Source organism: Apilactobacillus intestinapis, assembly GCF_049166695.1.
In the GTDB taxonomy this organism is placed as follows: domain Bacteria; phylum Bacillota; class Bacilli; order Lactobacillales; family Lactobacillaceae; genus Apilactobacillus; species Apilactobacillus kunkeei_C.
On the sequence record NZ_JBMHFD010000013.1, the window covers coordinates 1 to 14,248 of the forward strand.

Below are 14,248 nucleotides of genomic sequence, written 5' to 3' on the forward strand. Positions count from 1 at the left end.
TTTTCTAGCTACCATTTGAGATCCCATACCGTTTAGGTATGCGTTAATTACATTTAATTTATCTTCTACTTTATATTTAGACACAAAAACACCCCAAAGTTTTGTACAAACTTTGGGGTGCAGTGCATGGCTGTCTTTTTTTGTTATCACCCGCACGGGGATCGAACCCGTAACTCCGCCTTGAGAGGGCGACGTCTTAAACCAGTTTGACCAGCGGGCAATATCACTAATCAATCACTATATATTTATACTACTATTCATTTTTAGCACTGTCAATGCTGATAACCGTTGACATAAGGGTATTTTGAGTATTAATATTAATTATGTAATCAGTTATTGAGTATTCGCCAAATTGGTAAGGCAGAGGACTCTGAATCCTTAATTTACTGGTTCGAATCCAGTATACTCAGTTTCTAAGCGTACATAAAAAAGCACCGTCACGATTAAGTGAGGGTGCTTTTTATTTTTTGTATATATTTTTGTAAATCAACTAGCTTTTATCTAGCTAATAACAAATAAACTTTATGATAACAATCATATTATTTTAATCAATCTAAATAATTGATTCATTATAGATAACTAATCGCGACAACCAAGAGGTCAATAAGTATGGCCATCAGAATTGCAGATAATAAGGCATATAAGGTGAATCTTTTTTCGTCGCCGAATTTGTTCATTCGTTTAATATTACGATCGAATATGTTAGCAACCTTTTGATAGGATGTTTTTAAGGATTCCTTTCGAGTTTTTGATGCTTTGTTTGATTTGTTGTTATAAATTTTATGTATAAATTTGATAATACGTTCTCCTATATTTTTTTATAGATTAACATATCAATAATCACCTTAAAATATAGTGAAAATGTCACAATTAGTGCATTTTATACGAAAATTAAATTCATTAATATTCATCGTTTTTAGGATAGTTATTAACATTTTTTATTTATACAAAATGTTTTATAAAAAAATTAAAATAATCGCCTACAAATGATTTTAATCACAAGATAATAGACACCTAGATGTTTATTAAGGTAGCATCATTTGTTTAAATAAATCATAAATAACACTAGGCCAATAAATATTATTTTTTAATATGTTAGAATCGAGTTAAACGAAGTGTAAGGGGTGATTAGTTTGCAAATTATCAGTGATGTATTAGCGTTAATTGTCGCGATTGAAGCATTGTTCATTATGATTCTAGAGATGTTCTTTAGTCGTACCAAGATGGCTCAAAAGGCATTTGATCTATCGATGGAATACCTATTTACACCTGAGACCAAGATTAGTATGGCTAACCAAGGACTATACAACGGTTTTATTGGTGTCGGCATTCTATTGACGATGTTTGTTCTACCACAATCAATTGCAACTTTTAACCTATATCTATTTATAGGATTTGTGGTCGTTGCCGCCATTTTTGGTGGCTTTACCGCTAACAAGAAGATTATCATCACACAAGGTTTGCCAGCCGCATTGGCATTGATCTCAATATTCATTACAAATAACATTTAATACACAGACGTCACTTGATAGTGGCGTTTTTTATTTACTAAAAAATCCTTATCATATGGCAGATAAGGATTCTTAGAGAAGATTATAGTATATGTAAAACCAACACGATTAAGGCAGTTAAGATTGTCTTAATCATCAGTGGCCAGTCAATTACGTCTAACGTGAAGAGAATGACTTCAAAAATTACGAAGGCAATCTCAAAAATGGCTAGCTTTTTTAATTGCACTTTTCCAATGAACATGATTAGTAATTGTGCAATCAAACAAATTACTAGGGTAATTAGCGAGAGGACGTAAAACCAGCTATATATTTGGGAAAATCCCTCAGTTTCCATCCGATTGGAGGTCTCCAAAAGGATTAGGCCAAATACCAGACTAGAGATTAATAGGTATAAATTTGCGAATATACATAGTAATCGTACAGTCTTATTGTTATTCTTTTTCAATTTTTCTCCCCCTTAGTAGTTATCAGCTATATTGAAAAGGAATATTCGTATTTTACAACTTTAATATGAGAGAAAAGTAAATCCGGTTTTTAGAATGAAAGATGAAAATAAAAAATCCTTCATCGTATATGGCAAATTTATAAAGTAAAAGCATCAATTTATTGGCTAAATGGCTTTGCGGTGGTGGATTGGTGCCTTTAGAAAGATTTAACCATTATGATAGAAAATTATACACAGTGTCTAAAAATGGCATTTATATTTTATTGTATTCTTATTTGATGTGTCTTAAATCAGATTATTTAAATCGATCACTAATAGGGGCAAAAATTAAAAAATAATAAGCTTAAAAGCCTAGATTTCTTAAAAGTAACAAACATGTAATATTTGAAGCAAAATGAATTATAGACCTTATTTATAGGCATTCTTATATTACAATAACTTTAAAAATCATCTGAAACTTAAAATAAACTTAAAACTTTCTTTAAAAATGATTATATAAAGTATATAATTCCTTTTGTTTCAATTATAAATTTTTAGTTAGGGGTTTTTAAGTTATGAATTATAACCAAGATTCAAAGTTACATTATAGAATGTACAAATCTGGTAAATCATGGGTAATCGCTGCCGTTGTAGCCGTTACCATGGGAACTGGTTTCTACATGACCCAAGCAACAGCTCATGCTGATGCAACTCCTGCGGCTGATAAGACGACTGTAAAAGCTACTGTCCAACCCACAGCAACTACCACAGCTGCCCAACAAGGCGCAAGCACTACAACTACCACAGACACTACTACTACCAAGAGTGATACTGATAAGGGTGGCACTGCAACTTCAACAGTTACAACTGGTGAAGCAAGTGCTCATAGTGATAGTTCAGATGGTAAGAATGATAAGGAATACAATAACCCAGCTGGTACCAATGCTGCGAACTCAAACGGTACAGATGCCAACACTAACAACCAAGTAGTTAACGCATCAAACGCTACTCCAATTCCAGCACCTGTGACTGGTAATGACAGTAACAACACCACAACACCAGCAACTACAACACCAGCAACTACAACACCAGCAACTACAACACCGGTTACAACAACACCAGTTACAGCAACACCAGTAACTACAACAACGCCAGTTGCTACAACACCAGCAACCACAACAGTTGCAACTACCAATAACACTGCTAACGCTAACCAAGCTACTAATAACAACAATGTTACAGTAGCTACTGGTGATGCCAGCAAGGATAATGGTACTAACAATACTACTAACAACCAAACAACAACCACTGATAAAAATGCTAGTGCAACTAAGACTACTACATACAAGAAAGTCACATTAATCAAGCCTAGATCATTTAGTGATAGTCAAATTAAGCAATTTAACCAATTCAATGCACCAGTTAAGTTTACTAAAAAATACGTAACTAACATTGATGGTTATTTAACTGCTGATACTTGGTACCAACCAAAGAAGATTTACCGTAATGGTAAGAAGTGGTCAAAATCAACTAAAAAAGATTACAGACCAATTCTAATGTACTGGTGGCCAAGTAAGACTGTTAAGGCTAACTATGCTAACTACTTTAATAAGTCACTAAACATTAATGACAAGAAGAAATACAATGTTAAGAGTGATGCTAAGAAGCTTCATAAAGCTGTTTTAAACATCCAAACTAACATTGAAAAGACCATTACTAAGACTAAGCATGTTAATTGGCTACACACTGCCATGACAGGTTTCATCAAGACTCAAAGCATCTGGAATGTTAAGAGTGAAAAGCCGGTATATGGATGGGGTAACCTACAAGGTGGAAGCTTTAAGTACGTTAACAGCAAGACTACCAAGAATGCCAATTCTAGATACAGATTGCTAGGTCGTGCTTACACCATGCAAAAGAAGAACAACTACAAGAACTATGAATTGTTATTAGCTAATGATGTTGATAACTCAAACCCAACTGTTCAAGCAGAAGATTTAAACAACTTCTACTACCTAATGAATATCAGTTCAATCTTAGGCAAGGGTGCAAATGGTAACTTCGATGGTGGTAGAGAAGATGCTACTGGAAGTATGGATTACGACATTACTCAGTTAATCGAAAACTTCCAAGTTAAGCGTTTCAACATGACATCAGACGCTAAAGCTAATGCTCACTTGAACCTACTTGAAGATGGTGCGCCAGAATCACGTGTATCAGTTGCTCAAGACGGTAACAAGGGATTAACTCATGATATGGATAACACTAACACATTAGTATATCCATTTACATTAGCTCCAGGTAAGCGTAGTCAACTTAGCCAAGTTATCACTAATGACTGGGTAAACCGTGGAGATGACTATACTGAAAACAAAGTTACTCCAAACTACTCATTCCTAAACGTTCATGATGGTGTGCAAACATTTATCGCTAACATCATTTCTGATATTTCAAAGGATAACCCAAATGCTCCTACTAAGGCAGTATTGAACAAGGCTATCAAGATTTACGATCAAGATCAATTTGCAACTAACAAGAAGTATGCAGAATACAACATTCCAGCAGCTTACTCATTACTACTTTCAAACAAGGATGTAGTTCCTCGTGTCTACTATGGTGATCTATACCTAGAAGGTGACCAATACATGGCTACCAAGTCACCATACTTCGACTCAATCACCACCATGCTAAAAGACCGTGTTAAATACGTTTCTGGTGGACAACAAATGAGAATGCAAGGAAACGACATTTTGACTTCAGTTCGTTTCGGTCAAGGTGACTTAACACCAACCAGCACTAGTGCAACTGGTCGTCAATCAGGTTACTTATCAGTAACTTCAAACAATCCAGATGTATCCATCACTAGCCCAATCAAGATTTACATGGGTGCAGACCACAAGAACCAAGAATACCGTCCAGAATTAATGACTACCAAGGATGGTTTGACTGTATTCCACAATGATCAAGAAGCAAGCAAGTACGTTGTTAAGACAGATGCTGAAGGTTACCTACACCTAGACAACACTCAAGTATTTGGTGCAAGCAACCCAATGGTTTCAGGTTACCTATCAACTTGGGTACCAGTAGGAGCAAGTGATAACCAAGACGTTAGAACTCAAGCTTCAACTAAGAAGAGTAAAGATGGTAAGACATTCCATTCAAACGCAGCTCTAGATTCACACGTTGCTTACGAAGGATTCTCATCATTACAACCAATTACTAAGAATAACAGCAAGAAGACCGATGTTGTGATTGCGAAAAACGCAAGCCTATTCAAGGAATTAGGAATCACTGACTTTGAATTCCCAGGTCACTACATGCCAGTTCACAACGATTCATCATTCGTTGATACCACTGAAGAAAATGGTTATGCATTCTCTGATCGTTACAACTTAGGTATGGATGGTAAGTCAACTAAGTACGGTACTGTGGATCAATTAATCGACGCCAACAAGGCATTACATGCTCAAGGTGTTCACACATTAACCGACTATGTTATGAACCAACTATATGACTTAAACGGTCAAGAATTAACTACTGTTACTCGTATCGATGGTTTTGGTAAGAAACCTAAGAACAAGAAGAATCAAATCAACAACGCATTATACGTTGCAAGTACTAAGAGCAGCAAGAAGGATTACCAATACAAGTTTGGTGGCAAGTTCTTGTCAATGTTGAAGAAGAAGTATCCTTCATTATTCAAACAAAAGCAAAAATCAACCAACGAACCAATTGATTCAAAGACACATATCAAGATTTGGAGCGCTAAGTACATGAATGGTACTAGTATCCAAGGTAAGGGTATGGGTTACCTTCTAAAGAAGAACGGCCAATACTTCAAGCTACACAAGTAAAAGCCAATAAAAAAGAAGCTATCGTTTGATAGCTTCTTTTTGTTTACTTAACTGTAGCACCAAGGCTGCCCTTGAAGTGACTTAGAGCAAAGTCATGACCAGCTTGGGTTAATCCAGCAACACCTTTTTCATGAACGACAACGTCGTAATTTAAGTTGTATGCGGAAATAGCAGTGTGTAATACACAGATATCTGTGCAGACACCCACTAGGTGTAATGTATCTACTTTTCTTTCACGGAGACGAAGATCTAAATCAGTTCCGGCAAAGGCACTGTATCTAGTCTTGTCGTACATGTAGACCTTTTCTTCATCCTTGTGTTCGTTGTACCAGTCGTTTAGTTTTCCGTAGAAATCACGACCCCAGGTATCCTTTAAGTTATGTGGTGGGAATAACTTAGTTTCTGGGTGGTAGGGGTTATTTTCTTGATGCAAGTCGGTTGGTAGGATAACCCACTTGCCAGCTTGACGAAATTCTTCGGCTAAATCAACGATGTAATCAACTAGCACTTGGCCAGGTTTTCCAACGGTTAGCTTTCCTTTTTCATCAACGAAATCGTTTGTGTAATCAATAATCAGTAGGGCTTCATTACTCATAATGGATAACTCCTTAATTAAATTACTACTATTATATATGAGTATAAAAAAATAACCAGTTTTATTTATCGAAAACATAAGAAAAAAGTAGGACAAAATGTCCTACTTAAAATTTTAATAAGTCTAAATCCATCACGTTTAAAATGTTTGCGATAATCACAATCCAATTAATGACTACTAATTCAAGATTAATATCAGGAGTAAGCATGCATGCTGCAAAAAAGACTAGGACTAAAATGCCTAAAAAGACTTCCTTTGCGAAGATGCTTCTCAAAAAGAAATTAAAGATGATTTGAATTAAATAGCATAGAGCGAGGACAAAGAATAGTGAGCCGATCATAACGGCATTTTCAATGTCGATACCATCCGAAAATGCGTATACCATTCCGGTCGCCGTATATAGGGCCACTAGGAAGAATTCACAAATTGAGATGATAATCGCGGCAATCTTACTGTTCATTTCATAACTCCATTTTTTAAACTAACAGTATAAAATAATACTATTTACAACAAAATACGTCAAGTTGTTGCTTTTTATAGTATAAAAATTTTGTTATAGTATAATGTGATTATTCAAAAGATAAATCGAGGAAATATTTACCTAGGTCTAAGATATGACTGGTAGAAATCCAAACGTCGTTAAACGCCATGGAGCTTGTATCAGTCATTTCACTGAAGTAATCCAAAAGGTGACTGTTTTCTTCTAAAAATGATCGATTCATGCGGTTGGCACGAATGCGATTTTTCGGGAAGAAGAGGTCAGGATTACCGACAGCAACGTCGTCTTGAATTAGCATTTGGATGGCGTTGTTGTACTTATTATTATTAATGATGACCTTGTCAGGATTGTTCTTAACAAACGTCAAAACGTTTCTTAATGCATCAGAATTACTTCCCATAGTATTACTCCTTTGTGTGTATTTAATAAAAGGGTAATGCAATCCCTTTTAAAATCAACGAGTAGAGTATATAATAATCTTTTGAATTTTAAAACGGCAAATACTAAAAAAATCGTTCGGAGTGAATGTAAATATGATAAAACTTGCTAAGAAGTATTTAGTATGGTGGGCAGTTGTTGCAGCTGTCCTATTTATGGTTGTGCAAGTCTCATGTGACTTGTATTTACCAACCGTTACTTCTAACTTAATCGACAAAGGGGTCGCCCAAAATGATATTAACTATATCTGGACCCAAGGTCTTAAGATGTTAGGAGTTGCGTTTATCGGGGTGCTAGCAGCGGGGGGTAACATCTTCTTTGCTGCCACCCAATCCCAAAAGATGGGGAAGAAAATTAGATCAGCTTTATACCGTAAGATTATTTATTTAGCTGACCAAGACTTGGATAAGTTTGGGGATGCATCATTAATTACTAGAAATACTAATGATGTTGTGCAAATCCAAAACGTAATGATTCAAGTATTAAGAATGATGGTAATGGCACCAATTATGTTAGTGGGTGCAATGGTATTGGCTTTTGTTAAGAGTCCACATCTTACTGTTGTCTTCCTATGCGCATTAGGTGTCTTATTAGTCTCTGTATTTGTCATCATGTCATTTGCCGGACCTCTATTTAAGAAGTTACAAGGTCAAACTGATAGATTGAACTTGGTCTTTAGAGAAGGGCTAACCGGTGTTCGTGTTATCCGTGCGTTTAACCGTGATCAATATGAACAAGACCGTTTTGACAAGTACAACAACAAGTACGCTAAGACAGGAATCAGAGTCTTCATGCTTACTTCATTAATGTTCCCACTTATGACTTTCATCCTAAGTGGAACTAACGTTGGAATCGTATGGTTTGGTGCCAAGATGATTTCTACTAACTCACTTGCAGTTGGTAACTTGGTATCATTTATGACTTATGCTACTCAAATCTTGATTAGTTTCATGATGCTTTCAATGCTTTTCGTATTTATTCCTAGAGCCCAAGCATCAGCAAGTCGTATCAATGAAGTATTAGATGTTAACGATTCAATTGTCGACGCTGACGAAACTGTTGCACCAAAATCTGATTCAGCTAGTCTTTCATTTGACCACGTTGACTTCAGATACGGTGACAGCAATAAATTAGCGCTTGAAGACATTAATTTCTCAGCTAAGGCCGGCCAAACCGTTGCCATTATCGGTGAAACTGGTTCTGGTAAGTCTAGTTTGGTTAACTTGATTCCACGTCTATACGACGTTTCAAGTGGTGAAATCAAGATTGATGACACTCCAATCAAGGACATGGCACAAAAAGAACTTCACAAGTTAATCTCAATTACTCAACAAAAGGCAGTCCTATTCACAGGTACTGTTAAAGAAAACATGATGTATGGTAATGAAGATGCTACAGATGATGAAATCTGGCATGCACTAGAAGTTGCTAAGGCAGCCGACTTCGTTAAAGAAGAAGGCGGATTAGACACCCGTGTTGAACAAAACGGGGACAACTTCTCTGGTGGACAAAAACAACGTTTGGCAATTGCTAGAACGATTCTAAAGAATGCTGACGTTTATGTATTTGATGACTCATTCTCAGCATTGGACTTCAAGACTGATGCTGAATTAAGACAAGCATTGAACAAGGATGAAAAGATTCAAAGTGCTGTAACAGTAATTGTTGCGCAAAGAATTTCAACCGTTGCCGATGCTGATGTCATCTTGGTATTGAACAATGGTAAGGTCGTTGGATCAGGTACTCATGCAGAACTATCCAAGGATAACCCTTATTACCGTGCAATCTTAGACTCACAAATTAAGAAGGGAGATGACGACCGTGCATAATCATGGAAAAGGAAAAGGCGCAAAAGCAGAAAATTTCTGGTCAGCAACATGGCGCTTAGTGAAGTATGTTAAACCATGGATGCTAGGAATCATCTTCACATTAATCATGGCAATCGCTGCCGTGGTACTACAAATTGTTACTCCTAAGATTTTAGGGGAAGCTACAACTGAAATTTACAAGGGTGTTATGAAGGCCTTTGTGATGAAGAAACAAGGCTTACACGTTTCGTCAATTCCAATCGATTTTACAGCGGTTGGACATATCCTAATTACAGTTGCTTCATTATATATCTTGGCTGCGTTATTCAACGTTGGTCAACAATTCATTATGACTTACATTTCTCAAAAGGTTGTTTACCAGTTGAGAAAGGATTTGAAAGCTAAACTAGAACGTTTACCAATCTCATACTATGACACTCATTCCAATGGGGATATCATGTCTAGAATGATCAACGATATGGATAACATTTCTACCATGCTTCAAACCAACTTAACGCAATTCATCACCAGTGTGCTTCTATTCTTTGGTGTGCTATACATGATGTTAACCATTAGTTTCTCACTAACATTGGTTGCTATCTGTACACTTCCATTAATTGGAATCATCGTAGGGGTAGTTGCTCCTAAGTCACAACGTTTCTTCAGTAAGCAACAAAGCCACTTGGGTGATGTTAACAGTCAAGTTGAAGAAAACTTTGCTGGTCACACCATCATCAAGACTTTCAACCGTGAAGAAGAAGCCATCAAGCAATTCGAAGAACAAAACGATAAGTACTACAGCTACGCATGGAAGGCTCAATTCGTATCTAGTTTCATGTTCCCATTAATGAACTTCGTTAAGAACTTAAACTACGTTTTCGTAGCCATCTTTGGTGGAATCAAGGTTGCCGCAGGTGCCGTTACTTTAGGTAATGTTCAAGCATTCCTACAATACGTCAACATGTTCAACCAACCAATCACCAACTTAGCTAACTTAACTAACACCATTCAATCAACTATCGCATCTGCTGAACGTATCTTTAAGGTCCTAGATGAACCTGAAATGCAAGACTTAGACGTAAAGTTGGCACATGAAGAAACTAACGACAAGATTAAGTTCGAAGATGTTAACTTCAGATACGTTGAAGACACTCCTTTAATTAAGGACTTCAATTTAGATGTTCCAAAGGGAACCACTGTTGCCATCGTTGGACCAACCGGTGCTGGTAAGACTACTATCATTAACTTGCTAGAACGTTTCTACGATATTGATTCTGGATCAATTAAGTTAGATGGTGTTGATACTCGTGAATATTCACGTAGTGAACTTAGATCACACATCTCAATGGTGCTACAAGATAGCTGGTTATTCACCGGTACCATCTTTGATAACATCAAGTATGGTAATGCTAACGCAACCGATGAAGAAGTATATCAAGCAGCTAAGGAAGCTCAAGCAGACGAATTCATTGAAAAGTTGCCTGACGGATACGATACTGTATTAAATGAAGCAGCATCAAACGTTTCTCAAGGTCAACGTCAATTGATTACAATTGCCCGTGCATTCCTAGCTAACCCAGAAATCCTAATCTTGGATGAAGCAACCAGTTCAGTTGATACTAGAACTGAATCACTAATCCAAGACGCAATGGACCGTTTGATTCAAGGTCGTACCAGTTTCGTTGTTGCCCACAGATTATCAACTGTGCAAAACGCAGAAAAGATTATTGTGATGAACCATGGACAAATTAGAGAAACAGGTAACCACAAGTCATTAATGGAACAAAACGGTTTCTATGCTGACTTATACAACTCACAATTTATTGGTAACAATCTATAATTAGGTGATGAAGACGATGAAATATAATAAGACGGAATTGGCGATTCAAAAGTTAGTTGACGATGGTGTTGTTCCCGGCGTTAACTACGCATTTATTGATGAAGATGGCACTCAACGCCATCTGATTGGAAACAAGCAATTAGTGCCTAAAGAGGTGCCCTTAACCGATGGTCATTTGATTTATGACATGGCTTCTTTGACTAAGGTCGTCGGAACCACAATGGTGATTTTAAAACTAGTCGAAGACGGTAAACTATCACTAGAAGATTCAATCAGTGATTACTTACCAGAATGGCAATATCCAGAAGTGACCGTGCGTAATCTAATTACCCACACTTCAGGAATTGAGGGCTACATTCCACATCGTGATCAACTAGACCATGATGAGCTAATTAAAGCGTTGTTGGGATTGAAAGCGGGTGCTGGTTTAAATCACGAAATGCACTACGCTGACGTGAACTTTATCTTCTTAGGATTAATTGCTAAGAAGGTAACCGGTAAGACCATTCAACCTTTAATTGAGGAATTGGTCTTAAAACCATTACACATGGTTAACAGTTCATTTCATCCTGATGCGAAGAAGTGTGTGCCAACCACATACGATGAAGAACACGGTTTGTTACAAGGCCATGTTCATGATCCAAAAGCACAAGTGCTAGGTGAGGACTGTGGTTCAGCCGGACTATTCAGTAATATGGATGACTTATTGCTGTTTGTGGAATCAGTTTTGAATCCAGACGACAATCCGGTACTAAGTTCTGACACAGTCCGTGGTTTTTACACCGACCAGACTAAGCATGATTTAGGAAGAAGCTATGGTTTTGAAAGGATTGATTACGAGGGGATGCCATTTATCTGGCAATCTGGTTTTACCGGAACCTTTATCGTCATCATTCCTGAAAAGAAACACGCTATGGTATTTCTATCCAACCGCATTCATCCGGTATCACCAAACGAATATTATATTGAACGTCGTAAACCTTTGATTGAAACCTATTTAAACGAAAACAAATAAAAAAAGACGGATACTTAATGTATCCGTCTTTTTGTTTATTAATATGATTCTGAAACGTCAATCTTTTCTTGAGCAGAGAAGTCATCGTTAGGGTAACGACGTTTCAACGCCTTGATTAAGATGTGTTTTGCGATGATGTTGTTTCTAGCTAGGATAGGACCGTGGAAGTAAGTGCAGTATACGTTTTTGAAGATTGCACCTTCAGCTTGATCGGTACCGTTATTACCGTAACCTTGTTCAACGTCACCCAATGGACGTTCGCCATTTCCAGTGTAAGTAACACCTTGATGGTTTTCGAAACCGTGGTAAACTTCACCGGTTTCCTTGTTCTTAATCTTGATGTCACCGATGAAACGGTTGTCATGTTGTTGTTCGGTGTAGTGATCTAATACGCCGATACCAGGAATCTTGTTTCCTTCAGCATCGATGTAGTACTTACCTAGAAGTTGGTAACCACCACAGATAGCTAACAAGCAACCATCTGAATCGATGAACTTTTTGATTTCGTCTTTTTTGGTTTGGAAGTCTTTTGAAACAATGCTTTGTTCAAAATCTTGGCCACCACCGAATACGGCGATGTCATAGTCATCAGACTTGAAGTCTTCGTCTAAACTAACGACTTGTGATTCAACGTTGATGCCCATTTTCTTTCCATAGTATTTAAGAACTAAGATATTTCCTAAATCACCGTAGGTATTCATCAAATCACCGTATAGATGGGCAATGTGTAATGTATATTCTTTGGTCATTATTCCATACCTCCCTTAATGTAACCTTTTTCTGCAAAGTCTTTTCTTAATTGAAGCATTGCAGTGTAGGTAGCTAGGATGTAAACCTTCTTAGTTGGTAGACTAGGGATTTCTTCGACAACCTTTTCTAGGTTAGGTTGCACTTCATGGATGTTTTCATCCACACCAGCAACCTTAAATCTAAAGGTAATGTCTTTGTATCTTTCACCACCGGTGATGAACTTCTTGATTGGCATCTTGGTGAAACGTTCGAATTCACCATCCCAAATCCAACTAGTGTCAATTCCGTCAGCGTAGTTGGCGTTTAGTAGGCAGATTAGTGAGAAGTCATCTTTTTCCTTTGAGATGGTATCGATAACTTGGTTTAGACCAACAGGGTTCTTAACCAATACTAATGTAGTTTCCTTACCATCAATGTCGATTAATTCTTGGCGACCAAAGACACGTTCGTTGGCAGTGAATGCTTGAGCGATATCCTTTGAATCAACGTCTAAGAAACGACCAACTGAATAAGCAGCTAGGGCGTTGTAGATGTTGTATACTCCACCAATACCAATTGATAGGTCTTGGCCATCGACAGTGAAGTCAGATGAGTTAGGAGTTAGTGCACCTAGTTTAGTTAATTCATGAGTTAATTCTGGACGCTTGAAACCACAGTGTTCACAAAAGTAGTTACCTAGGTTGGCGTAACTGATGTAGTGGTAGTGCAAGATATTTTGACATACTGGACATAAGACGCCATCAGTATTTGGTTCAGCCTTGAAGTTATCTTCATCATCGTGATTTTTGAATCCATAGTAAATCTTTGGATTTGGTAAATCAACGGAGTTAAAGATTGGTGCATCACCGTTAGCGATGATAGTAGCTTCTGGAGCTAGTTTGACACCATCAATAATCTTCTTGTAGGTAGTGTAGATTTCACCATATCTATCCATTTGATCACGGAAGATGTTAGTGAAGACAAAGGCGATTGGTTTAACATACTTAGTTAGTTTAATAACGTTTGCTTCATCGACTTCCAAGACAGCAAGTGGACGGTTGGTCTTAGGATTTTTAGCTTTTAGGAATGTAGTTACTAGACCTTGTTCCATGTTTGAACCAGATGGGTTAGTAACAACGTTTTGGTATTTTTGTTTTAGCACTTGAACAGTAAGTGCAGTGGTTAGGGTTTTTCCGTTAGTACCAGTAACCACAATAATGTCATAGTTTTGACCTAGATGTTTTAAAATCGCTGGATCAATTGCGGTGGTAATCTTTCCAGGAAGAGAACTTCCTCCGTTCATAAAGGTATGTAAAAACCAGTATGAAGACTTACCAGCAAAAGTCGCAAATTCGCTTCTTATAGACATTGCTTGTACTCCTTAATTAATTAATACACAAAATTTTATCATACTTTACTATTATAGACCGAATAATTGCATTATTTCAGTAAAATGATGTAAATTCTTTGGAACTGTCGAAATTAATTCGTAAATCAGCTATAATAATAAATGAAAAAATACAGAAAGCGAGTTT

At 37.0% G+C, this 14,248-nt stretch carries 10 protein-coding genes and 2 tRNA genes; 6 read left to right on the top strand and 6 right to left on the bottom strand.

Annotation, left to right across the window (positions count from 1 at the left end; translation table 11 throughout):
- Positions 1 to 146: 146 nt before the first annotated feature.
- Positions 147 to 220: transfer RNA gene (locus ACOMA7_RS06695), tRNA-Glu, on the bottom strand.
- A 117-nt stretch (positions 221 to 337) separates the two neighbouring features.
- On the opposite strand from ACOMA7_RS06695, the gene ACOMA7_RS06700 reads away from it, so the two are divergent.
- The 3 genes from ACOMA7_RS06700 (at position 338) to ACOMA7_RS06710 (ending at position 5,789) form a co-directional block, all read left to right on the top strand.
- Positions 338 to 410: transfer RNA gene (locus ACOMA7_RS06700), tRNA-Gln, on the top strand.
- A 723-nt stretch (positions 411 to 1,133) separates the two neighbouring features.
- Entirely contained in the window at positions 1,134 to 1,511 is a 378-nt protein-coding gene (locus ACOMA7_RS06705) for a DUF1304 domain-containing protein (protein ID WP_421392848.1), read from the top strand.
- 999 nt (positions 1,512 to 2,510) lie between these two features.
- The gene (locus ACOMA7_RS06710) at positions 2,511 to 5,789 is read left to right on the top strand and encodes a glycoside hydrolase family 70 protein (protein WP_421392850.1); all 3,279 of its coding nucleotides are present in this window, start codon (positions 2,511 to 2,513) and stop codon (positions 5,787 to 5,789) included.
- A 43-nt stretch (positions 5,790 to 5,832) separates the two neighbouring features.
- Here ACOMA7_RS06710 and ACOMA7_RS06715 read toward each other — a convergent pair whose 3' ends face one another.
- From ACOMA7_RS06715 to ACOMA7_RS06725, 3 genes are all read right to left on the bottom strand, one after another.
- Positions 5,833 to 6,387 carry a cysteine hydrolase family protein gene (locus ACOMA7_RS06715; protein ID WP_301945648.1) on the bottom strand — a complete coding sequence of 185 codons (555 nt, stop codon included), beginning with the start codon at positions 6,385 to 6,387 and terminating at the stop codon, positions 5,833 to 5,835.
- 103 nt (positions 6,388 to 6,490) lie between these two features.
- On the bottom strand, positions 6,491 to 6,844 hold the full coding sequence (locus ACOMA7_RS06720) for a hypothetical protein (protein WP_054608027.1): 354 nt from the start codon (positions 6,842 to 6,844) through the stop codon (positions 6,491 to 6,493).
- Positions 6,845 to 6,953: 109 nt separating this feature from the next.
- The gene (locus ACOMA7_RS06725) at positions 6,954 to 7,283 is read right to left on the bottom strand and encodes a hypothetical protein (RefSeq protein WP_041152760.1); all 330 of its coding nucleotides are present in this window, start codon (positions 7,281 to 7,283) and stop codon (positions 6,954 to 6,956) included.
- A gap of 133 nt (positions 7,284 to 7,416) precedes the next feature.
- Between ACOMA7_RS06725 and ACOMA7_RS06730 the strand changes: the two genes are divergently transcribed.
- From ACOMA7_RS06730 to ACOMA7_RS06740, 3 genes are read left to right on the top strand one after another with little or no spacing between them, the layout of a single operon-like run.
- On the top strand, positions 7,417 to 9,150 hold the full coding sequence (locus ACOMA7_RS06730; protein ID WP_203621559.1) for an ABC transporter ATP-binding protein: 1,734 nt from the start codon (positions 7,417 to 7,419) through the stop codon (positions 9,148 to 9,150).
- Positions 9,134 to 10,969, top strand: coding sequence for an ABC transporter ATP-binding protein (locus tag ACOMA7_RS06735; RefSeq protein WP_421392854.1), 1,836 nt, complete (start codon positions 9,134 to 9,136; stop codon positions 10,967 to 10,969). The genes ACOMA7_RS06730 and ACOMA7_RS06735 overlap by 17 nt, the downstream gene beginning before the upstream one ends.
- Positions 10,970 to 10,985: 16 nt before the next feature.
- The gene (locus tag ACOMA7_RS06740) at positions 10,986 to 11,984 is read left to right on the top strand and encodes a serine hydrolase domain-containing protein (protein ID WP_301945585.1); all 999 of its coding nucleotides are present in this window, start codon (positions 10,986 to 10,988) and stop codon (positions 11,982 to 11,984) included.
- A 38-nt stretch (positions 11,985 to 12,022) separates the two neighbouring features.
- Here ACOMA7_RS06740 and ACOMA7_RS06745 read toward each other — a convergent pair whose 3' ends face one another.
- Both ACOMA7_RS06745 and ACOMA7_RS06750 read right to left on the bottom strand, forming a co-directional pair.
- Complete coding sequence (locus ACOMA7_RS06745) at positions 12,023 to 12,733, bottom strand: type 1 glutamine amidotransferase (RefSeq protein ID WP_034532051.1); 711 nt, start codon at positions 12,731 to 12,733, stop codon at positions 12,023 to 12,025.
- Complete coding sequence (locus ACOMA7_RS06750; RefSeq protein WP_421392857.1) at positions 12,733 to 14,082, bottom strand: MurT ligase domain-containing protein; 1,350 nt, start codon at positions 14,080 to 14,082, stop codon at positions 12,733 to 12,735. Before ACOMA7_RS06750 ends, ACOMA7_RS06745 begins: the two co-directional genes overlap by 1 nt.
- Between the last annotated feature and the right edge of the window lie 166 nt (positions 14,083 to 14,248).